Source organism: Kribbella sp. NPDC050820, assembly GCF_040653975.1.
In the GTDB taxonomy this organism is placed as follows: domain Bacteria; phylum Actinomycetota; class Actinomycetes; order Propionibacteriales; family Kribbellaceae; genus Kribbella.
In genome coordinates this window covers 1-19,975 of sequence record NZ_JBFAHB010000098.1, presented here as the reverse complement: position 1 = coordinate 19,975, position 19,975 = coordinate 1, and the positions used below count along the sequence as shown (strand labels likewise).

Here is a 19,975-nt window from a genome sequence, read left to right as displayed (position 1 = left end):
CGCGGCCTCCCGGTCAGTTCGACGCGTAGATGGTCGCGATGTCGATCTCGTTGGTACCCGGCCGCCAGGCGCCGATCACCTGCGCGTGCCGGCCCACCTTGAGCATCGACAGATCCGACACCGCCGGCGTCCCGTTGTAGGCGGCCGCGGTCAGACCCGGCTGCACGTGCCCGACGACCTTCTGGCCGTGGTGGTCGAGGTGCAGCGCGCCGCGCCCGATCGAGTTGATGCTCACCGTGAGGTTCACGATGTTGACCCACACCGACTCCGCGGCGAGGATCCCGTCCGGCATCATGACACCGCGCGCGTACATGCCGTCGCCGACCCGGACTTCGTCCAAGGTGGTCGGCCGCAGCTTCCAGACACTCGTCACTCCGGTCAGCTGGATCCGGTGCAACCTGCCGTCGGAACCCTGCACCTGCAGGAGATCCCGGTTCCGGCCCATGATCAGGCCCTCCGCGAAGTTCGGGTCCGGCTGACCCGCGTCCGGGAACTGCGAGGCCGCGGCGAACGCGGTCTCCGGCGCGAGCGAACCCATGGCGCTGGCCGCAACCAGGCCGGTGGCGCCGAGAGCGGCGCGGGTGAGCAGGGACCTGCGGTCCATCTTCGTGGTCATCTCACTCATCCCCTTTCAGCCCACGTCGACCCTGCAGGGGACCAGACCGGCGCTCAGGCTCGCGATCGCGGAGAACGCGGCCGGAGTGAGGTCGATGATCCGGTTGGAGGCACAGGTGCCGCCGCAGCAGGCACGCTCACCACAGAACAGATCGGTCTGCGGACCGCAGTCCGCGATCGACGTGACCACCCGCGCCCCGTTGCACAGGTTGGTCGTCGAGTGCCGGAACCCACAGGTCCGCCGGGACATCCCGGTGATCCCGCACGAGTCCGGCCGGGTGATCGCGTAGCACGCGTCCGAGGTGTTCGGCCACGCGTGCTGGTAGTTCCCCGAGTGACAAGTTCCGCAAGCACCACGTCCGGTGCTCGCACAGGGTCCCCATGCGTTTCCGCAACAGAACCATGAGACTTCGCCGTTGATTCCGGCCATGACGATTTCCTCCAGGTCTAGGGGCGGACAGACCTTCTGATTTCTTTGTACCGCGATCGAGCGGAATCTCACAGACTTCAATCCCGAAACGGAAACTTTTTCACCCGCATGGAAAAGGTCGGATGTGGTCGCCCCGCGCCGGCTGCTCCGCGCGCTCCTGCGTCGCGTGCTCCGCCGCCAGCCCCCCACCGTTCTTGCGCTCGCGACGCTCGTTGGGTGCGCTCGCACTGCTCGCGGCTGGCTCGGGCTGCTCGCCGGGTTGGCTCGCGGTGCTCGCCGGTCGACCGCGGGGTGGTCGCGGGGAGGTGTGGTTGGTTCAGGTGCAGGTGGTTGCCCTCGCCAGCTGCTCCGCGCGCTCCTGCGTCGCGTGGTTCGCCGCCGGCCCCACCCACCCTCTTTGCGCTCGCGCTGCTCGGTTGCCTCGCGAGTTGAGTGCGGGGTGGGTGGTGGTTGGGTCGGTGCGGATGTGGTCGACCCTCGTCGGCCGTGTCGTGTGTTTGCGGGTCGCGAGCACGGGTCTGCAGCCGTCCGTGGGCCGTCGGGTTGGCAAGTGTCGGGACCGTGAACACCCTCCGGTTCCCGTGGACAGTAGATAGCCTGTGCAAGGTCCCGAGAACCTGCGCACACCCCCGACCGGATGCACTCGATCGCGCCGCGGGGGAGTAGCTCCCGCTCATGGTCGTAACTCTGCCGCGGTGACGCGCGGGCATCGGGCGGCAGGATGGGTTTATGCGGATCGTCGGGGTGAGCTCGGAGGAGGAGATGGTCGCGAGCTTTCTTCTCGGCGAACTCGGTTCGGAGCGGTTCGGGCCGAATCTTGTGCAGGTTCTGGAAGAACTGGGTCAGCCGGCGACATTGCTCACCGAAGCGGATTTGGGCGACGCCGAGGGGAACGAGCTTCGGCGGCACGTGCTTGGGGATTTCCGGGGCTATCGGCAGGATCGCGAGCTGTTCACGGGTTTCCCGGATGGGGTCAGCTGGCAGCGTGTGGCTCTCTCGCAGGGTGAGCTGCTGGACGTGCGCTACATCGACTACAGCTACTGGACGGCATTGACCGAAGGAAGCCGGCGACCAACCGATGCCGTTCGGTTCATCCGCGGCGGCGGCACGGTGTTCGGTTCCATGCCCACCGGACACTTTCTCGCTCTCGCAGATTCCTTCCGTCAGGGAGTCACCTGGCAGCCGATCATCTGTGTACGGGCCGATGGCAACCATCCGATCGTGGTGCTGGAGGGCCACGCCAGACTCACAGCGATGGCGTTGGCCTCCGAGTGTCTACCGGACGAGGTGCAGGTTCTCCTGGGTTCATCGGCAGCAATGTCTGAGTGGTTGTGCTACTAGGCCTCGAGGAACATCCCGCTCGACCACCCACGCCAACCCCGGACGGCGCCGCAGTCGACCGCGAGCGGAGCGAGCGCACCAGCGAGCGTCGCGAGTGCACGAAGGGGTGGGTGGGGTTAGCGGCGTAGCACGCGACGTCGGAGCGGGCGTAGCAGGCGGCGGGGGAACCCCTGGCGACGGAGGCTGTATGCGGTATACGATGCCGGGGATCCATTGGTAATGGATATAGTTGAACACACGAGGAGGGGAGTATTCCTCTCGGGCGGACTTGGGTGCGCTCGTAGCGGCAGTGTCGTCATCACGGGAGGCCTGGGCGGCCGAACCGGTGCTGCCGGCCTGGGCGTCGTCCGGGCGGAAGAGACCTCCGGACCAAGCTGCACGCCGTCGTCCGGAGGTTCGTCATGGTCTCTGTCATGCCCCCTGTCGTCTGGGTTCTCACGATTGTCGGATTGTTGGCAATCGTCGCCTTCGACCTGATCGTGATCGCCAGGCGCGATCACGCCGTGACGATCAAGGACGCGACCCGGTGGGTGCTGTTCTACGTCGGGCTGGCGGCGTTGTTCGCGGTCGGATTGTTTTTGTTCAGCCCGGGGGCGGGGACGACGGGCGGTGAGTTCGTTGCCGGGTACATCACCGAGTACAGCCTGAGTGTCGACAACCTGTTCGTGTTCGTGATCATCATGGCGCGGTTCGCCGTACCGGGTCTGGCGCAGGACAAGGTGCTGTACGTCGGCATCGTGGTGTCGATGGTGCTGCGGGCGGTGTTCATCCTGGCGGGGGCGGCGGCGATCGCGGCGGCGAGCTGGGTGTTCTACATCTTCGGCGCGTTCCTCGTGTACACCGCCGTGCGGCTGGCGCTCGAGGGCGACAACGACGAGTCGGACTTCCAGGAGAACGCCGTACTGCGGGGGATGCGCCGGATCCTGCCGCTGTCGCACGACTACGACGGGGCCAAGCTGACGACCCGTGTCGACGGCCGGCGGATGGTGACGCCGCTGGTGATCGTGATCTCCGCGATCGGGATGGCGAACGTGATCTTTGCGCTCGACTCGATCCCGGCGATCTTCGGGCTCACCCAGGACGCCTACATCGTGCTGACCGCCAACGCGTTCGCGCTGATGGGCCTGCGCCAGCTGTACTTCCTGATCGGCGGGCTGCTGGAGCGGATCATCTACCTGAACGTCGGGCTGTCGGTGATTCTCGCGTTCATCGGCGTGAAGCTGATCGTCGAGGCGCTGCACGGTTCGCACATCGACGACATCGGCGCGATCCACCTGCCGCACATCGGCATCCTGACCTCGCTCGGCTTCATCGCCGGCACCCTGTTCGTGACCACGGTCGCCAGCTTGATCAAGTCGTCGTACGAACGCCGCCGGGTCGAGGTCAAGGTCAGGATCGACGACTGACCTCGACCTCGGTACGGCGGTCCGCGCGCTGCCGAAGGTAGAGCGCAGGGATCGGGGTGAGGATCAGGCCGGAGGCGAGCAGGGCCGTGCGCAACGACGTACGGCCGACGGCGCCGAGTGGCGGACCGCCGACGACCTGGCCGATCGCGTTGGCCTGCGACACCATCGAGATCACGGTCGCGCGGGACCGGGAGTCGACGTGCCGGTTCAGCCAGGCGGCCTCGATCGGTGCGGCGAGCGTGCCGGTGATCGTGCGCAACCACATCGCGGCCAGCGCCAGCCAGAGGTGGTCGAGCAGGGCGAACGCGATCACGCCGGCGACCTGCACCATGCTGAGGATCGCAAGTACGCCGTTCGGATGGGCCGAACTCAACCGCACCGGCGACAACCTGTTCAGCACCACCGACGTGATCAACGACAGCAACGTGCCGACCAGGGCGAGCACCGTGAACCAGAACGCCGGGTCCGACGTGCCGAAGACCGTCGGGAAGCTGAAGTCCAGGATCTTCACCGACCACAACCGGTCGAACGCCTCGCTGGACAGCCCGGAGATCAGGCTGATCAGCACCAGCGTGCGTACGACGGGACGCCGTCGCGCGACCTCGAGTCCGTGCTTGAGGGTCTCGGCCAGTTGCCGGAAGGTCTCGCGCTCGGCCTTCGGCGCCCGGTGGAAGTTGTCCTCGCGCATGAACACCGCCAGCGCCAGCCCGAGCAGGATCATCCCGGCGCCGGACAGCGTCATCGGCAGCGGCAGGCTGATCAGGCCGAGCGCGCCGGCGCTGATCGTGCCGGCGATCGTCGCGGCCAGGCCGACCTGCTGGCCGCGGACGAATACGTGGGCGGTCCGGTCGGCGCCGATCTCGTCGGTGATCCAGGCCTGGTCGGCGCCGGAGGTGAACGTGTAGCCGACGCCCCAGAGCACCTGGGCGGCCAGGATCGCCAGGAACGACGGCACCAGGCCCTGCAGCAGGAAACCGGCCCCTATCAGGACGACGCCGATGATGATCGACAGCCGGCGGCTGTACAGGTCGGCGACGATGCCGGTCGGCACCTCGAACAGGAAGCAGGCGAGCTCGAGAGTGGTCCCGACCAGAACCATCTGGAGCGGGTCCAGGCCGGCGTCGCGGACGTAGTACACCATGCTGAGCGTGAACGTCAGCGCGCCGAAGAACGCCCAGGTGCCGGTGTAGGCGCAGTACGTCCGGACCGGGTCGGCGGAGCGGTAGGCAGGAAGAAACATCGTGGATGGCTCCCGAAAACGTGTGCGGGCATGACCAAGCGTGACCTCGCGAGGTCAACGCGTGACGTGACGCACGACGGCGGCCCGCCCGGTGTGGGCGAGCGGCGGGAGGTGCGCTTTCAGGAGCGACGTTGCATGGCCTCAGGGTAGGGAAGATCCGGCGAGTCCGCCCGCGAATTTTCCGGCCACTGCTGGTGATCGGAGGTACCATCGAAGTGCCTGGCCCGGCCGTTCCCCCGTGATGGTCGGGTCAGGTTTTTCGCGTCCGATGTCGAGAATCGGATGGTGGCTCCGTCGCTCCTGCAGACCCCGAGGAGAGGAAACCACCATGTTGCTCCAGGACAAGACGGCGATCGTGTACGGCGGCGGCGGCGCGATGGGCGGCGCGATCGCCCGGGCGTTCGCTGCGGAGGGCGCGCGGGTGCACCTGGCCGGGCGGACCCTGGCCAAGCTGGAGAAGGTCGCCGCCGAGATCGACGCCGCCTCGGTCGCCGTCGTCGACGCGTACGACGCCGACGCGGTCAACGAGCACGTCGCGTCGATCGAGGGCCGGATCGACATCGTGTTCAACGCGGTCAGCGTGCGGGTGAAGCAGAACGTGCCGCTCGTCGACCTCTCGGTGGACGACTTCGTCCAGCCGGTCGAGGACGCGGCGCGGACCAACTTCATCACCTCGACGGCGGTCGCCCGCCGGATGATCGCGCAGCGCGGCGGCGTGATCATGATGCTGTCGTCATCGGCCGCGCGTGAGTCCGGCGCCGACTTCGAGATGGGCGGCTTCAGCCTGGCCTGCGCGTCCATCGAGTGCCTGACCCGCGCACTCGCCGGCGAGGTCGGCCGGTACGGCGTCCGCGTCGTCGCCCTGCGCCCGAACTTCACCCCGGACACGCACCCCGAGTGGAACATCCCCGACGACGGCCTCGACCACCTCATCAAGGGCACCGCACTGCGCCGCCTGCCCCGGATGGCCGAAGTCGGAGCTACCGCCGCCTTCGCCGCCTCCGACCACGCCGGCCCGATCACCGGCGCCGTACTCAACCTGTCGTGCGGCGCGGTCGTGGACTAGAACGCTTTGCGACGCCTCGGCTGCCGCCCACTGATGCGGCAGCCGAGGCTTCGTGCCGGGCCGTGTCGGGTCTTGACAGGACATGCCGGGGACGGGTTGACTGCGACATAGTTCACAGAGGAAATAAAATAGAACCCGGTCCGGGGTCGGTGGCTCAGAGCGACTTCGGGCTGGACTGTGGTGTGCCCGGATCCGGTGGCGTGGCCATCGGATCAGCTGGCGTTCTCTGGGTATCGGTTGCTGGGGGCAACTTAAGGAATCCCTTGTAAACAAGGTGTTCCGGGCGTTCGGTCAACATCTGGTCTCGGGCCCGGCGCGGCTCTTCCACTACTGCGGGTTCTGTGTCATCCTCCCGGAAGTAGAGCCCGGGATCCTATCGGATATCGGGTTGGAAAGGATGGGGAGTGAGCACAACACTGAAGCCGGCGGCGCCGCCCAGGCCGGTCCGCCCCGAGGCGGTGAAACCCGCCCGCTTACCACGCGCGAGCCGCCGCACCCAGGCCCGGCGCAGCCTGCGCCGGCACTGGCAGCTGTACCTGCTGGTGCTCGTCCCGCTCGCGTACTTCGTCATCTTCAAGTACATCCCGATCGCGAACGCGGTGATCGCGTTCAAGAACTACAGCCCGGTCAAGGGCCCGTGGGGCAGCGAGTGGGTCGGGTTCCGCAACTTCGAGCTGTTCTTCGCCAACCCGGTGTTCTGGACGCTGGTCAAGAACACCTTCATCCTGGCCGCGTACACGGTGCTGGCCAGCTTCCCGATCCCGATCATCCTGGCCATCGCGCTGAACGAGATCCGCAACGGCCGGTTCAAGAAGACCGTCCAGCTGGTCACCTACGCGCCGTACTTCATCTCGACCGTGGTGGTCGTCTCGATGACGATCCTGGTGCTGTCGCCGCGGCTCGGCTTCGTCAACGACGCGATCGGGCTGTTCGGGGTGCCGGCGGTCGACTTCCTCGGCAATCCGGACTACTTCCGGCACATCTACGTCTGGTCCGACGTCTGGCAGACCACCGGGTACTCGGCCGTGATCTACCTGGCCGCGCTGGCCGGGATCGACCCGGCGTTGCACGAGTCGGCCAAGATCGACGGGGCCAGCCGGCTGCAGCGGATCTGGCACGTGGACCTGCCGGGCATCATGCCGACCGCGGTGATCATTCTGGTGCTCGGCGTCGGCAACATCATGTCGATCGGGTTCGAGAAGGCGTTCCTGCTGCAGAACCCGCTGAACCTGGCCCAGTCCGAGATCATCGCCACCTACGTCTACAAGACCGGCCTGCTGAACGCCGACTTCAGCATGGCGACGGCGATCGGGCTGTTCAACTCGGTGATCAACCTGTTCCTGCTGCTCGGCGTGAACTTCGCCGCCAAGCGCATCACCGGAAACGGACTCTGGTCATGACCATTTCCATGCAGGGATTCCGCCGTACGACGGAACGCCCCGAGTCGACCGTGATCGCGGAGACCCGGACCGACAAGATCTTCCTCGTCGGCATCAAGGTGATGCTGTGGATCGCGCTGGTCCTGGTGCTGGTGCCGATCGTCTACATCGTCGCGAACTCGTTCAGCAGCGCGTCCGCGGTGAGCGCCGGCCGGGTGCTGCTCTGGCCGGTCGAGCCGAGTCTGCAGGCGTACAAGGTGGCGTTCGGCGACCCGCAGATCATGCAGGGCTACCTGAACTCGTTCATCTATGCCGCCGGCGGCACGCTGATCAGCGTCACCTTGACGATCGCGATCGCGTACCCGTTGTCGCGCCGTACCTTCTTCGGCCGCAACGTGATCATGAGCCTGCTGATCTTCACCATGCTGTTCTCCGGCGGCCTGATCCCCACCTACCTGGTGGTGCAGGACCTGGGCATGCTGAACACCCGGTGGGCGATGGTGATCCCGAGCGCGATCGGCGTCTGGCAGGTGATCATCGCGCGCACCTTCTTCCGCTCGACCATCCCGGACGAGCTGTACGAGGCGGCCACCATCGACGGGGCGAGCGACCTGCGGTTCCTGTGGTCGATCGTGCTGCCGCTGTCGAAGCCGGTGATCGCGGTGATCGCGCTGATGTACGCGATCTTCCAGTGGAACAGCTACTTCGACGCCCTGGTCTACCTGAAGGACCCGAGCCTGTACCCGCTGCAGATCGTGCTGCGGAACGTCCTGATCCTGAACACCGTCACCGGTGGCTCGACCACCCAGAACCTGGCCCAGCAGCTCGAACAGCAACAGCTGGCCAATGTCCTCAAGTACGCGCTCATCGTCATCTCGAGCCTGCCCGTACTGATCATCTACCCGTTCGTCGCCCGCCACTTCACCAAGGGCGTGATGGTCGGCGCGGTCAAGGGTTAAACCAAGAAGGGAACACTGGAAATGCGCTCAACCGTGAGCAAAATGGCCGCTCTGGCAGTGGCCGGCACGCTCGCCCTCGCGGCGTGCAGCTCGGACAAGTCGGCGCAGGGGGCGGCGAACGAGACGACGGCCGACGGCAAGGTCGTCATCGACACCTTCACCCCGGCCGACCAGAACACGAACCTGGACACCAACCAGGTCACCAAGATCATGAGCGACAAGTTCAAGATCCAGTTCCGCTGGCAGAACACCACTTACGACGCCGGCCCGGCCAAGGAGAAGCGGCAGATCGCGCTCGCCTCCGGCGACTACCCGGACCTGTTCTTCCTGATCCCGTGGGTCGACGCGTTCACCCAGGCCGAGGTGCTCAAGCTCGGCCAGCAGGGCGTCGCCGTACCGCTGGAGGACCTGATCAAGGAGAACGCGCCGAACATCCAGAAGGCGCTGGACTCCAACAAGACCTACAAGGAGATGTCGACCGCGCCGGACGGGCACATCTACGCGCTGCCGCAGTGGGCCGACTGCTACCACTGCACCTACCCGGACAAACTGTGGATCAACAGCGCCTGGCTGAAGAAGCTCGGCCTGCAGATGCCGAAGACGACCGAGGACCTGCGCAAGGTGCTCACCGCCTTCAAGACCCAGGACCCGAACGGCAACGGCAAGGCCGACGAGATCCCGATGACCACCGACGTCCAGGACAGCAGCCTGATCGCGTACCTGATGAACGCGTTCGCCTACGACCCGGTCGGCGCGAACAACGGCGTCCGGTCGCTGGTCACGCTCGACGGCGACAAGGTCGTCACGCCGGTCACGTCGGCGGCGTGGAAGGAGGGACTGAAGTACATCAACTCCCTCTACAAGGAAGGCCTGATCGACCAGGCCGCGTTCACCCAGAACGCGCAGGCGCTGCAGGCCCAGGGCAACAACCCGAAGGCAGTCGTACTCGGCTCGGTGCCGGTGCTCTGGCCGGGCATCTTCGTCCAGCTCGACTCCAAGGACGGCCGGGACAAGCAGTACGACGCGGTGCCGCCGCTGACCGGGCCGGAGGGCAAGAGCTACACCGGCCTGAACTACCCGACGTCGACCGGCTACACCTTCATGCTGACCAACAAGGCCAGCAAGGAGGCACAGGTCGCGGCGATCAAGATGCTGGACTGGATCTACACCGACGAGGGCCAGATGATCACCAACATGGGCCCGGAGAACGTCGGCTGGACCAAGCCCGGACCGGGTGACATCGCGCTCGACGACAAGGTCAAGCCGCTGTACAAGCCGAAGCAGGACGCGCCGAAGAACATCAACTGGGGTGCGCTCGGGCAGTACAACAACACGCTGGCCTACCGCAACGCCCAGGTCGTGCCGGCCGACATCTACACCGGCGCCGGCCTCGAGCGGCGGCTGTTCCAGGCGACCAAGCTGTACGAGGGCAAGGAGGACAAGGCGCAGTGGTTCCCGCAGACCTCGGTCTGGCCGGACCCGAGCCTCAGCGGTGAGCTCGCCACCCTGCAGACCAACCTGAACAGCTACGTGAACCAGAACCAGCTGGCCTTCATCGCCGGGTCGAAGAACATCGACGCCGAGTGGGACGCCTACGTGAAGGGTCTGGACAGCACCGGGATGACCAGGTACCTGCAGATCCAGCAAGAGGCCTACGACAAGTACAAGTCCGGGAGCAAGTAACTCCTATGTCCCACGAACTGTGGTTCACCACTGCCGCGCCGGACTGGTTCGAGGCGTTGCCGCTCGGCAATGGGCACCTCGGCGCCAAGGTGTTCGGCCGGGTCGGCGAGGAGCGGATCGCGCTCAACCTCGACGACGTCTGGTCGGGCGACGGCCCGCGCACGCTGACCGTGACGGACGGTCCGCAGGCGCTGGCCGACGTACGGCGGCTGTTGCTGGACGAGCGTGATCAGCTGGCGGCGACGGAACGGACCCGGGCCCTGCAGGGGCCGCTGGTCGAGTCGTACCAACCGCTCGCCGACCTGCTGATCCGGACAGCTGGTGAACCGCAGGAACTGGAGGACTACCGGCGGAGCCTGGACCTCCGTACGGGGACCGCCGCCGTCGAATACACGGTCGACGGCGTGCGGTTCCGCCGGGAGACGTACGTGTCCACACCGGACCAGGTGATGGTGTGGACGATCACCGCCGACCGGCCGGGGTCGATCGACCTCGACCTGGAGCTGACCAGTCAGCACCCGATCCGGGCGGAGGCTGCCGACGGCACCTATGGAGTCGTCGGGCACGCGCCGTCGGATCTCACGATCGAGTACCGGCAGAGTCCGGACCCGATCCGCTACGAGGAGGGGCGCGGGATCGGCTTCGGTGTCGCGCTGCAGGTCCACAACGCTGGTGGAACTGCGGTGGTGAGCGAGGCGGGCGTGAGCGTCCGCGGGGCCGACAGCTTGACGGTGTTGTTGTCGGCGGCAAGCACGTTCGCCGGGTGGAAGGTGCCGCCGGGACGGGATCCGCTGGTGGCGTTGCGCGAGGCCACCGACGTGTTCGGCAACGTCAGCCTGGAGAAGGTGCGGGAGCGGCACGTCGACGATCACACCGCGCTGTACGAGCGAGCTGAGCTTCAGTTCGGTGAATCGCGCGATCTACCGACAGACGAGCGGATCAGGGCGGTCGCGGCCGGCGGGACCGATCCGGATCTGGTCGCGCTCACGTTCAACTTCGGCCGGTACCTGCTGATGGCGTCCTCTCGCCCCGGGACGCAGGCGGCCAACCTGCAAGGCATCTGGAACCAGGACCGCCGGCCGATGTGGGCCAGCGACTGGACCAACAACATCAACACCCAGATGAACTACTGGCCCGCCGACCTCACCGGCCTGGGGGAGTGCTTCGACCCACTCACCGACCTGATCGAGGGCCTCGCCGAGTCGGGTGCGGAAACCGCCCGGATCCTGTACGACGCCCCGGGCTGGGTGTCGCACCACAACGCCGACATCTGGCGTGCGACCTGGCCGGTCGGCGAAGGCGGCGACGACCCGGTATGGGCGATGTGCGCGACCTGTGGTGTCTGGCTGACCGCACACTTGATGGAGCACTACCGGTTCCAGTTGGACCTGGAGTTCCTGCGCAATCGCGCCTATCCGCTGATCGCCGGTGCGGCCGAGTTCGTGCTGGCGATGCTCGTCGAGGATCAGGACGGGCGACTGCAGTTCATCCCGTCGACCGCGCCGGAACACCACTTCGTCCTGCCTTCCGGCGACAAGGCATCGGTCGATCTCACCTCGACGTACGACATCTGGCTCATCCGCGAACTGTTCGCCAACCTGCTGGAAGCCGAGGCCGCGCTGGACCTGGGCAGCGATCTCGCAGCACGTGCGCGCCAAGCCCGCGAACGCCTTCCGGAGATCGGTACGACGCCCGACGGCCGGCTGCTCGAATGGCCGACGGACTGGCAACCGTCGGAGACCGACCACCGTCACCAGTCGCATCTGTACGGCCTGTACCCGGGCGCCGAGATCGACCCGACGCGTACGCCGGAGTGGGCCGCAGCTGCAGGTGCTTCGCTTGAGCTGCGGACCAAGGGCGCGACGAACGGGGGCTGGACGGCCGCGTGGCTCGTGGCGCTCTGGGCGCGGTTGCTCGAGCCGGAGAAGGCGTCCGCGGTGATCCAGGACTACCTGAGCCGTCTGGTCTCGGACAACCTGTTGCACCGGGACGGCGCCATCTTCCAGATCGACGCCAACTTCGGCATGACCGGCTGCATCCCCGAGCTCCTCATTCAGAGCCACACGGACACCATCCGGCTGCTGCCCGCGCTTCCGGCCGACTGGCCGGACGGCTCGTTCCGCGGTCTCCGGGCTCGTGGCGGGCTGGTGTTCGACGTCAGCTGGCGGGGCGGGGTTCTGGTCGCTGCGTCGGTGGTGGCGGCTCAGTCCGGTACGTACCGGATCGCCCTGCCGTCCGGGGAACGGACAGTCTCGCTGGAGGTTGGTCAGAAGATGGACCTGGTTAGGACTGCCTAACCAAAGTTGTTGTATCCTCACGTCCGTGAAAATGCGCATCGTAATAGCCGTTACGGCCGCCCTGCTGGTGCTGGCCGGGTGTGGTGGAAGCAATGACAGCGGATCCGCCGACACCGGCGTCGGCGACACCGAGGTGGCGACCGGCGGGCGGTTGTTCAAGACCGCCGACGAGGAGACCGCCAAGCTGGGGTCGGACGCGCAACCGGGCGCCTTCCCGCGGACCGTGAAGCACGCGCTCGGCGAGACCAAGCTGGAGAAGAGGCCCGAGCGGGTCGTGGTGCTGGACAGCGGTGAGCTCGACGACGTGCTCGCGCTCGGCATCACGCCGGTCGGGATGGCAACGACCGCGGGCCAGGCGGGCGTTCCGTCGTACCTGGCGGACAAGGCGCAGGGGATCAAGACCGTCGGCGGGATCAGCGAGCTGAACCTGGAGGCGATCGCGGCGCTGAAGCCGGACCTGATCCTGGGCAGCAAGCTGCGGGCCAACGACCTGTACGACAAGCTCAGCGCGATCGCGCCGACGGTGTTCAGCATCCGGCCCGGGTTCCCGTGGAAGGAGAACTTCCTGCTGGTCGCGGACTCGGTCGGCGAGGAGGACAAGGCCACCGGGATCCTGAACGACTACCAGAAGCGCGCCGACGAGGTGAAGTCGAAGGTGCAGGGGACGCCGACGATCTCGCTGGTCCGGTTCCGGCCGGCCGAGATCCGGCTCTACGGCAACCTGTCGTTCATCGGCGTGATCCTGAAGGACATCGGGCTGCCGCGGCCGAAGATCCAGGACGTCCAGGACCTCGCGGTCGAGGTGTCGCAGGAGAACATCGGGCAGGCGACCGGGGACTGGATCTTCTACTCCAGCTACGGCAAGCCGGAGACCACCGCCGAGAACGTCGTTGTCAACGGCAACCTCTGGAAGGCGCTGCCCGCCGTCAAGGCCGGCCAGGTCGCCCGCGTCGACGACGAGGTCTGGTTCCTCGGCCTCGGCCCGCTCGGCGCCATGGACGTCCTCACCGACCTCGAGAAGCTGCTCGGCCCCAAGGGGTAATAGGCACCTCGCGTGCTACGCAGGCACTCCTCTGTCGCACCTGCTACGCGCGCTCCCACCCACCCGAACCTCCTGCGGGCTACCGCCCGCGGCTGCACACTCCTGCGTCGCGTGCGTTCGACCCCCGCGTCGGGGTCTCAAGGCCGGGCCGTGGGTGAGTCTGCGGTGGCGGCGAGACGGGAGGGCGTGCATTTCAACAGGTAGTGCGGAGCCGCCGGTAGTGCGGTTGAGCGCGTTCGGGTCAGTGTGTACGGCGTCCCGCCGGTGCACTACCTGTCCGTTTGTCCCCGGCTCTCCGCGCGGCGTCGTCCGCCGCGGTAGGCGACCACAACAGCCAGCCTGGTGCGGTCTGGAGGCTTCTGTGTCGCGTGCGATCGACTCCCCGCGGCGGCGTTCTCCGCCGGGGTTAGTTCGGGACTCGGCCTCGGTTGGTCACCTGGATGTGGGGGGCGTAGCGGGCTACCGCTGTGGCTAGGTCGTCGTACGGGAGTTCGCGGCCTAGGATTTCGAAGGTGCCGGGCCAGGGACAGGAGGGGCCCCAGGACTTCGGGTTGTGGGGGAGGGGGTCGGCGTCGTGCAGGAGGACGACGAGGTACGGCGCCCACCACTCGCCGCCGTCGGGGTTCACCTCGTGCCGTTCGATCCGGCAGACGCCGCGGACGTCCGCCCACGGAATCGTCCGCGGCTGCTCGCCGCCGAGGTAGATCCCGCTCTCGTCGATCGTCAGCAGCACGTCCTCGTCGTCGGCCTCGCGGGACTCCTCGAACGCGGTCACGGCGCCGACCAGCAGCAGCACCGGCAACCCGACTGCGAAGATCAACGGCATCCCGCCCCAGGACAGCCAGATGGATTCCAGCGGCTCGCGGACCGATTCACCCTTGACCAGTTGAGCCACCACCACGAGCGCAGTGAGCAGCACCATCAGCCCGAACAGCAGCGTGCCGAGGTAGAGCGCGGTCTTGGTAGTGCCGAGGCCGCGGCGCTTGACGACGAACGGCTGCGTGGTCTGCTCGGGCGGCATACCGGCATTGTCGGGCGCATCCGCCGTACGCACCAGCACCCTCACACAACCCTAATCATTTCGGTCCGTACCACTCGTCCATAGGGATGAAAAGGGCTCCAGGACCGGACGCGGACTTTGGTACGGCGCGGCCGTCCGCAAGAATCGCTGCATGCCGGACCGCCAGACCGCCGTCGCCTCCCGGAAGCCGCCGACGCGCAGCACAGCCCGTCGGCGCCAGAAGAGCAGCATGTGGCGCCGCGGCTGGCTGATCGCGTTCCTTGCGGTGCTGTCCGTCCTGCCGCTGCTGTTCCACCGCTGGGTGCCGAACTCGGTCGGCAACCTCGGCAGCCTGCTCGACACCTTCCTGCCCTGGGTCGGCCTCGCCGTACCGATCCTGGCCGTCGCCGCGCTGGTACGCCGGTCCGCCACGGCCGGAGTCGCGTTGCTGCTGCCCATCGTCGTGTGGGGCCTGATGTTCGGCAACCTGCTGATCCCGGGCAAGGGTGGAGGCGCGCACGACCTGCGGGTGCTGTCGCACAACGTCGACGCGGCCAACCCGGATCCGCAGCGGACCGCGCAGGACCTGCTGAAGGCCGACGCCGACGTGATGGCGCTGGAGGAGATCACTGCGGCGGACATGAAGATCTACAAGGCCGCGTTCGCCAAGGACTATCCGTACGAGGTCTCCCGGGACACGGTCGCGCTGTGGTCGAAGTTCCCTGTCGAGGAGAGCACGTCGGTCGACGTCGGCTTCAAGTGGACCCGGGCGCTGCGCGCGGAGGTCAGCACGCCGGAGGGCAAGGTCGCGGTGTACGTCGCCCACCTCGCCTCGGTCCGGGTCGGAGCGAGCGGATTCACCTCGGACCAGCGCAACGACACGATCAAGGCGCTCGGCCGGCAGATCGCCGACGAGAAACTGGCCGGCGTGGTCGTGATGGGCGACTTCAACGGTACGGCGACCGACCGCAGCCTGGCCCCGTTGACCGCCGGACTGCGGTCGGCCCAGGGCGCGGCGGGCTACGGGTTCGGGTTCACCTGGCCGGCCAAGTTCCCGATGGCGCGGATCGACCACATCATGGTGCGCGGCGTCACCCCGACGAAGGCCTGGGTGATGAGCAACACCGGCAGCGACCACCGCCCGGTCGTCGCCGAGCTCCGCGTCTAGCTGTCGGCGATACCTTTGCGGTACGCGTAGCGGACGGCTTCCGCGCGGTGCCGGGCGCCGATCTTGGCGAAGGTGTTGTTGATGTGCGTCTTCACGGTCGCCTCGCTGATGTAGAGCCGCCCGGCGATCTCCGGGTTGCTCAATCCCTGCGCGATCAAGCGCAGTACTTCGGTCTCCCGGGCGGTGAGGCCGTCGGACTCCTTGGCCCGGCCGGGGCTCAGCCCGGCGACCAGCCGCCGGGACACCTCTGGGTCGAACGTGGACTGGCCGGCCGCGGTCGACCGGAGCGCCGCCCCGATCTCGGCGCGGCCCGCGTCCTTGGTGAGATACCCGCGGGCGCCGGCGCGCAGCGCAGTCGCGATCGAGTCGTCGTCGGCGTACGTCGTCAGCACCAGGACGGCGACGTCCGGGAATCCGGCCGTGATCCGGGCCGTCGCCTGGACCCCGTCGAGGACCGGCATCCTGAGGTCCATCAGCACCACATCCACGTTGCCCTGAGCAACGAGATCGACGGCCTCGACCCCGTCCGCGGCCGCGCCGGTGACCTCGATCCCGTCCAGCAGGCCGAGCAGCGCGACCAGCCCCTCCCGGACCACCTGCTGGTCGTCGGCCACGACCACCCGGATCACATCACTCATCAGGCACCTCCGCGACCACCAGCCAGTCGTCCCCGTCCGGACCCGCCGTCAGCGTCCCACCGACCAGGGCCAGCCGCTCCCGCATCCCCGCCAGCCCGAACCCTTCCCCGGCCGTCACACCCTTGTTCCGCACCGTCAGCCGTACGCCGTCCTGGTACCTGAGCTCCACGTCGACGCGCTGTCCGGGCGAGTGCTTCGCCGCGTTCGTCAGCGCCTCCCGGGCCGCGTTCAACAGCGCGACCGTGACACCCGACTCGGTCTGCGCCGTACCTTCCACAGTCGCCCGGACGGCGACCCCGTGATCCGCCTCGTGCTGCTCCGCCAGCGCCGCAAGCGCCTGCGGCACCTCCGGTACGTCGTCCGCCCGCAACGCAGCCACCGCGTTCCGCGCCTCACTCAACCCTTGTACGGCGAGTCGTCGCGAGCGCCGGATGTGGTCGAGGGCAGCCGTTCTGTCGTCCCGTTCGTCCAGCAGTGCCTCGGCCAACTCGAGTTGCACACTGAGCGCGCCGAGCGAGTGGGCGAGCACGTCATGGAGATCGCGAGCGATCCGTCCGCGCTCCTCCAGTGCTGCCGCACGGGACTGCTGGCTCTGCGCGCGGCGCGTCTGCTCCAGCAGTTGCTCGGTCTGCCGGACCTGGATCTCGTACTGCCGCCGGTTCAGGCCGAACGCGGCCAGCACCGCGGTCCACAGCAGTTGGCTGAAGTACCAGCTGTCCGGCTGGTCGAACCACGCGGCCGACAGAGCGAAAGCAATGACGACGCCGGTACCGGCCCCGACGATCGGCCGATTGCTGTTCCGGCAGCCGGCCGAGTCGTCGCGCCGACGGAAGTCCATCACCGCGACGTCCGCCACGGCGACGAGGACCAGGACGAGGGCGTTCGAGCCTTCCATCCCGGCGATCAGGGCGTTGCTGACGGCAACGGACATGAGCAGGCCGAAGGCCAGGCCCGGACGCACCGTCATCAGGAGGGTGCCGGCCACGAAGAAGGCGAAGCCGCCGCCGAGCACGAACCAGGCCCACGGTTCAGCCGGCCGGGAGGTCGACAGCACAGCGACCGCAACGTGGCCGCAGAACTCCTTCGTCTGGCAGCTGTCCGGGGCCGGCGGCACCACGCAGCACTTCTACGGCAACTACCCGCGCGCGTACCCGGGCGTCTTCGAGGGTACGACGGAGCCGACAAGTCCGGGTACGACGTCAACCACCGCTTCCCGTTCACCTACGGCGAGCTGGTGCCGTACTTCGAGTGGGTCGAAGCCACCATGCCGGTGATGACGGCCGCGATGGGGCACAAGGAGCAGACGTTCTTCCGCGGCGCCGAGACGCTCGGGCTGCCGGTGCAGACCACGAAGACTACGCACCGGCCGTCGTACCGGCCGCAGGAGAACGCGATCCTGCAGCCGGGCGGGACGGCCGGGAAGACGTCGAATTCGGACCTGCTGGTCTATCCGAAGGCGACCGGGTGCACTTTCTGCGGGTACTGCTTCCAGGGCTGCATGCGGCCGAACGGTGCCCCACGCAACCAGTTCGCCAAGCGGTCGACGGACAACAGCTACGTGCCGATGGCGCTCACCGCCGAGGTGTGGTCGCGTGGCGGTCGTCCGGTCGAGCTGATCGCGGACGCCTTCGTCACCCGGGTCCACGCCGAGAAGCGGCACGGCGTACTGACCGCGACCGGGGTCACGTGGCGGTCCGGGGGAGCGGAGCATCGCGAGGACGCTCGCGTCGTGGTGATGTCCGGCGGCTGCACCGAGAACCCGCGGCTGTGGTTCAACAGCGGCCTGCCGAACCCGAACGGCTGGGTCGGCCGCGGTTACACCGACCACTTCTTCGACTGGGTTTTCGGGGTCTTCGACGACTACACCGGCAACCCGAAGGGCGTCGGCTCGAGTGCCCGGCTCGACTATCCGCCGTACGGCGGCCTGGAGAACGTCGGCCTGCCACCCGCACTGATGGCCTTCTCCGCAACGCTGTCGGACAGCGGGATCCGCGGTCAGTACAAGAACGGGCGCGGACGCGGCGGACCGTGGGACGGGCCGGCCGGGCGGGTGATGGGACCGGAGCTCAAGGAGGTGCTGTCACACGGCCTGGACCGGCTGCTCAGCGTGCTGGTGATCACCGACGACGACGTCGAGGCGCCGAACCGGGTCACCCTCTCGGCGCTGCCCGCGGACGAGAACGGGCCGATCCCGAAGGTCACCTTCAAGCAGCGGCAACGGACCCCGCGGACGCTGCGGAACCGGGAGTTCATGGCCCGGAAGGCGGCTGAGCTGCTGCGTGGCGCGGGCGCTCGCAAGGTGTACCGGATCGACTGGGCGCCGCTGATCCTGCACGTCCAGTCGTCGATGCGGATGGGATCGTCGGCGCGGAACTCGGTCCTCGACCCGCGCGGTGAGACCCGGGCGGTGAAGCGGCTGTTCGTGGCCGACAACTCCGCCCTGTCGAACGGGCTCGGCGGGCCGAACCCGACGCTGACGGCGCAGGCGCTGGCGACGCGGACGGCGGAGAAGATCTTCCAGACCTACTTCGACGGTGACCCGTGGGTGCACTCGAGCTCCCCTGTGGTGTCCACGGATCCGCGGATCAGCGTCCGGCTGGGGCAACTCGGGCTCTGACTGCGGACCGCCAGGCCATCACAACTACGCCTACGGGCGCCAGCGCCCGCTCAGTCGGCGCGCCGGCAGGGAATTGTGATGGCCTGGGGGTTCGTGTCCGTTTGACGAACATCGGCGTCCGGGGCGGTCCTGCCGTCCCGGCGCCGACTTTCCTAGGCTCGAAGTACCCGATCAGGAGGACTTCGAGATGACGATCACATCCAGCGGCGCGGATCTGTCCACGCTCGCTCAGCAGTATGCCGAGGACGGGTTCGTGCTCGTGAAAGGCCTGCTCAGCAAGGAAGAAGCGGCCTACTACCGGCAGCGCAGCCACGACCTGCTGGCCCAGCTGAACCGCAAGGACGACCCGACCTGGAAGTCGGCGATGGGCCTGTCCGACGGTGCGACCCGATTGCAGCACCTGCACGACGCACAGTTCTACGACGCTGCCTTCTCGCGGCTGCTGGTGGACCCGCGGTTCACCGACGTGGCCGCTGCGGTGATGGGTGTCGACGGCGTGCAACTGCATCACACCAAGCTGTTCGTGAAGCCGCCGGAGAACGGGTCGCCGTTCCCGCTGCACCAGGACTACCCGTTCTTCCCGCACAAGTACCACCGCGTCGGTGCGGCGATCTTCCACTTCGACGACGCGCCGGAGGAGAAGGGCTGCGTGCGGGTGATCCCCGGCAGCCACAAGGACGGGCCGCGCGAGCACGACCCGGAGGGCTCGTTCCACCTGCCCGACGTACCGTTCGAGTCGGCGACACCGCAGCCGGCCGAGGCGGGCGACGTACTGTTCTTCACCTACCTGACCGTGCACGGGTCCGGGGTGAACGTGAGCGACGAGGCGCGGACCACCTGGCTGGTCCAGTACCGCGACCCGGGAGACCCGCCGACGGTCAAGACCCACGACCACTCGCTCGGTCAGGGCATGATGCTGCGAGGAGTCGACCCGACCGGCAGGAGCGCTTCTTGACCCTGGAGTCCGTCGCTTCCGCGGACCGTTTCGTCGACCGCGCGGGGGGCCGGGGGTGCGGCGAGGGGGGCGGCGTACCCGCGGGCTTACTGAGCTGGGGGCACTACCGCCCCGAGTAATGGCGCAACAAATGGCACAC

The 19,975-nt window shown here is 67.6% G+C and carries 17 protein-coding genes; 11 read left to right on the top strand and 6 right to left on the bottom strand.

Going from position 1 to position 19,975, the window contains the following annotated elements; all coding sequences use genetic code 11:
• Positions 1-13: 13 nt before the first annotated feature.
• Together AB0H36_RS43450 and AB0H36_RS43445 are read right to left on the bottom strand one after the other, a co-directional pair.
• Positions 14-616: a cell wall protein gene (locus tag AB0H36_RS43450; protein ID WP_360537191.1), complete on the bottom strand. Its 603-nt coding sequence runs from the start codon at positions 614-616 to the stop codon at positions 14-16.
• A gap of 15 nt (positions 617-631) precedes the next feature.
• The gene (locus tag AB0H36_RS43445; protein ID WP_360537189.1) at positions 632-865 is read right to left on the bottom strand and encodes a hypothetical protein; all 234 of its coding nucleotides are present in this window, start codon (positions 863-865) and stop codon (positions 632-634) included.
• Between the two features lie 909 nt (positions 866-1,774).
• On the opposite strand from AB0H36_RS43445, the gene AB0H36_RS43440 reads away from it, so the two are divergent.
• Both AB0H36_RS43440 and AB0H36_RS43435 read left to right on the top strand, forming a co-directional pair.
• Positions 1,775-2,386, top strand: a complete 612-nt coding sequence (locus AB0H36_RS43440) for a hypothetical protein (protein ID WP_360537187.1) — start codon at positions 1,775-1,777, stop codon at positions 2,384-2,386.
• A gap of 413 nt (positions 2,387-2,799) precedes the next feature.
• The gene (locus AB0H36_RS43435; RefSeq protein ID WP_360537185.1) at positions 2,800-3,792 is read left to right on the top strand and encodes a TerC/Alx family metal homeostasis membrane protein; all 993 of its coding nucleotides are present in this window, start codon (positions 2,800-2,802) and stop codon (positions 3,790-3,792) included.
• Here the strand turns inward: AB0H36_RS43435 and AB0H36_RS43430 are convergent.
• Positions 3,776-5,032, bottom strand: a complete 1,257-nt coding sequence (locus AB0H36_RS43430; RefSeq protein ID WP_360537183.1) for an MFS transporter — start codon at positions 5,030-5,032, stop codon at positions 3,776-3,778. The genes AB0H36_RS43435 and AB0H36_RS43430 overlap by 17 nt on opposite strands.
• A 328-nt stretch (positions 5,033-5,360) precedes the next feature.
• Here AB0H36_RS43430 and AB0H36_RS43425 point away from each other — a divergent pair, with 328 nt between their 5' ends.
• The 6 genes from AB0H36_RS43425 (at position 5,361) to AB0H36_RS43400 (ending at position 13,458) form a co-directional block, all read left to right on the top strand.
• Positions 5,361-6,098, top strand: a complete 738-nt coding sequence (locus AB0H36_RS43425) for an SDR family oxidoreductase (protein WP_360537181.1) — start codon at positions 5,361-5,363, stop codon at positions 6,096-6,098.
• 404 nt (positions 6,099-6,502) lie between these two features.
• Positions 6,503-7,498: an ABC transporter permease subunit gene (locus AB0H36_RS43420; RefSeq protein WP_360537179.1), complete on the top strand. Its 996-nt coding sequence runs from the start codon at positions 6,503-6,505 to the stop codon at positions 7,496-7,498.
• The gene (locus tag AB0H36_RS43415) at positions 7,495-8,436 is read left to right on the top strand and encodes a carbohydrate ABC transporter permease (RefSeq protein ID WP_360537177.1); all 942 of its coding nucleotides are present in this window, start codon (positions 7,495-7,497) and stop codon (positions 8,434-8,436) included. The genes AB0H36_RS43420 and AB0H36_RS43415 overlap by 4 nt, the downstream gene beginning before the upstream one ends.
• Positions 8,437-8,478: 42 nt before the next feature.
• A complete protein-coding gene (locus AB0H36_RS43410; protein ID WP_360537175.1) occupies positions 8,479-10,119 on the top strand; it encodes an ABC transporter substrate-binding protein in 1,641 nt (546 codons plus the stop codon).
• Between the two features lie 5 nt (positions 10,120-10,124).
• Positions 10,125-12,416 (top strand): glycoside hydrolase family 95 protein, encoded by a 2,292-nt coding sequence (locus AB0H36_RS43405; protein WP_360537173.1) that lies wholly within the window; start codon positions 10,125-10,127, stop codon positions 12,414-12,416.
• Positions 12,417-12,447: 31 nt separating this feature from the next.
• Positions 12,448-13,458 carry an iron-siderophore ABC transporter substrate-binding protein gene (locus AB0H36_RS43400; RefSeq protein ID WP_360537218.1) on the top strand — a complete coding sequence of 337 codons (1,011 nt, stop codon included), beginning with the start codon at positions 12,448-12,450 and terminating at the stop codon, positions 13,456-13,458.
• A gap of 406 nt (positions 13,459-13,864) precedes the next feature.
• Here the strand turns inward: AB0H36_RS43400 and AB0H36_RS43395 are convergent, their stop codons facing one another.
• Positions 13,865-14,524, bottom strand: coding sequence for a hypothetical protein (locus AB0H36_RS43395; RefSeq protein ID WP_360537171.1), 660 nt, complete (start codon positions 14,522-14,524; stop codon positions 13,865-13,867).
• A gap of 106 nt (positions 14,525-14,630) precedes the next feature.
• On the opposite strand from AB0H36_RS43395, the gene AB0H36_RS43390 reads away from it, so the two are divergent.
• Positions 14,631-15,626: an endonuclease/exonuclease/phosphatase family protein gene (locus tag AB0H36_RS43390; protein WP_360537169.1), complete on the top strand. Its 996-nt coding sequence runs from the start codon at positions 14,631-14,633 to the stop codon at positions 15,624-15,626.
• On the opposite strand, the gene AB0H36_RS43385 is transcribed toward AB0H36_RS43390, so the two are convergent.
• Complete coding sequence (locus AB0H36_RS43385; RefSeq protein WP_360537167.1) at positions 15,623-16,264, bottom strand: response regulator transcription factor; 642 nt, start codon at positions 16,262-16,264, stop codon at positions 15,623-15,625. The two genes, AB0H36_RS43390 and AB0H36_RS43385, sit on opposite strands and share 4 nt — an antisense overlap.
• Positions 16,257-17,381: a histidine kinase gene (locus AB0H36_RS43380; protein ID WP_360537164.1), complete on the bottom strand. Its 1,125-nt coding sequence runs from the start codon at positions 17,379-17,381 to the stop codon at positions 16,257-16,259. Before AB0H36_RS43380 ends, AB0H36_RS43385 begins: the two co-directional genes overlap by 8 nt.
• Here AB0H36_RS43380 and AB0H36_RS43375 point away from each other — a divergent pair.
• Entirely contained in the window at positions 17,331-18,881 is a 1,551-nt protein-coding gene (locus tag AB0H36_RS43375) for a GMC oxidoreductase (RefSeq protein ID WP_360537162.1), read from the top strand. The genes AB0H36_RS43380 and AB0H36_RS43375 overlap by 51 nt on opposite strands.
• A gap of 187 nt (positions 18,882-19,068) precedes the next feature.
• Positions 19,069-19,836: a phytanoyl-CoA dioxygenase family protein gene (locus AB0H36_RS43370; RefSeq protein ID WP_360537160.1), complete on the top strand. Its 768-nt coding sequence runs from the start codon at positions 19,069-19,071 to the stop codon at positions 19,834-19,836.
• The last annotated feature ends 139 nt before the right edge of the window (positions 19,837-19,975 follow it).